The 1,754-nt window shown below is 65.6% G+C and carries 1 protein-coding gene; it reads left to right on the top strand.

Going from position 1 to position 1,754, the window contains the following annotated elements; genetic code table 11:
• The first annotated feature begins 428 nt into the window (after positions 1–428).
• Positions 429–1,594, top strand: a protein-coding gene (locus tag O3T09_RS11740) for an IS3 family transposase (protein WP_101966229.1) whose coding sequence is annotated in 2 segments (ribosomal slippage) — positions 429–713 and positions 716–1,594 — 1,164 coding nt in all. Because the reading frame shifts where the segments join, the coding sequence is not laid out codon by codon here.
• Positions 1,595–1,754 lie beyond the last annotated feature (160 nt).

The raw sequence follows: 1,754 nt of genomic DNA, 5'->3' as shown, positions 1-1,754 counted from the left end.
CCTTTCGCAACGGTTCTGTTGCGCGGGGTGCACCCTATCGCGACGCCTATTCCTCCGGCCTGCCGTCGGCCGCTGTCCCGGTGAAGGATCGGCTTGCGGAACGTGAGCCTCACTCGCAGCGCCCTCTGGCCCGCGTGCTTGGAGGCCGCCACTGAGCTCCGACAGAACCCCGCCATATAGCGGCGCAAGCCACACCCGTCTGGACATGGACAGAGCATGCTGCCAAGTCGTTCGGCGGGCATGGGGTTGCTCTCTCTTCTCCGCTAGGGCGTGTCTGAGAATGGATCCGGGGTCTTAGCCCAACCCTCGAAGCATTATCAGACACGCCCTAGGCCGATCAGGACGAGCGGGAACAAGATGGGGACTGCCGCACGAATAGGTGACACCTGATCTGGCTTGCCCGCAGGGCGGCCTGGAAGGATGTTGCTGTGCCTGCTCCCTATCCCCAAGAGTTCCGTGACGACGTCGTGCGCGTGGCCCGCAGCCGCGAAGAGGGTGTGACGCTCGCGCAGATCGCCAAGGACTTTGGCACCCATGAGATGACCCTGTCGAAGTGGATGCGCCAGGCCGACGTCGAGGACGGCGCGAAGCCTGGGACAACCAAAGCCGAGTCGGCCGAGAACCGTGAGCTGAAGAAGCGGATCCGCCTGCTCGAGCAGGAGAACGAGGTCCTACGACGGGCGGCGGCCTACCTGTCCCAGGCGAACCTGCCGGGAAAAGGCTCCACCCGCTCGTGAAGGAGCTCGCCGCCGTCGGGATCCCCGTCGCGGTGACGTGCCGGGTGCTCAAGCTCTCCCGCCAACCCTACTACCGCTGGCTGGCGGACCCTGTCACCGACGCCGAGCTGGCCGAGGCGTACCGGGCGAACGCGTTGTTCGACGCCCATCAGGACGATCCGGAGTTCGGCTACCGCTTCCTGGTCGATGAGGCCAAGGAAGCCGGCGAGGTGATGTGTGAGCGCAGCGCGTGGCGGATCTGCCGGGACAACGGCTGGTGGTCGGTGTTCGGGAAGAAGCGCGGCAAGAACGGGAAGAAGCCGGGCCCGCCGGTGCACGATGACCTGGTGGAGCGGGACTTCACTGCTGGCGGTTCAAACCAGCTGTGGTTGACCGACGTCACCGAGCACAGGACCGCCGAGGGCAAGCTCTACATGTGCGCGATCAAAGACGTCTTCTCCGGGCGGATCGTCGGCTACTCCATCGACTCGCGAATGAAAGCCCGGCTGGCCGTCCAGGCACTGCAGAACGCCGTTGCTCGGCGCGGGGATGTGGCCGGTTGCATCGTTCATTCGGACCGCGGGTCGCAATTTCGATCCCGGAAATTCGTCCATGCCCTCAACCGGCACGGCTTGGTCGGCTCGATGGGCAAAGTGGGTGCGGCCGGGGACAACGCCGCCATGGAGAGCTTCTTCGCCCTGCTGCAGAAGAACGTCCTCGACAGGCGGTCCTGGACGACCCGGGATGAGCTACGGATCGCGATCGTCACCTGGACCGAGCGCACCTATCACCGGCGCCGTCGACAAGCCCGTCTCGGGCGGTTGACCCCCATCGAGTACGAGACCATGATGAAGCCCGCCGTGACCCTCCCGGCATAAGACCCCACCTGTCACCTATCGGTGCGGCAGTCCCGATCACGCAGGACTGGCTGCAGGTAGGTGTCGCGGTCTGAACCGAGAGGGGTGCGCCCGGTCGGGGCCGTTTGGATCGCTGCCGCTACGTCAGAGTCCGAAGGCTCCGCCGCTGACGAGGATCACG

It is taken from the genome of Micrococcus sp. H39-S4 (genome assembly GCF_027158145.1).
GTDB lineage: Bacteria > Actinomycetota > Actinomycetes > Actinomycetales > Micrococcaceae > Micrococcus > Micrococcus luteus.
Note: the sequence above shows the minus strand (reverse complement) of the source record. Positions and strands in the feature narration are given on the sequence as shown.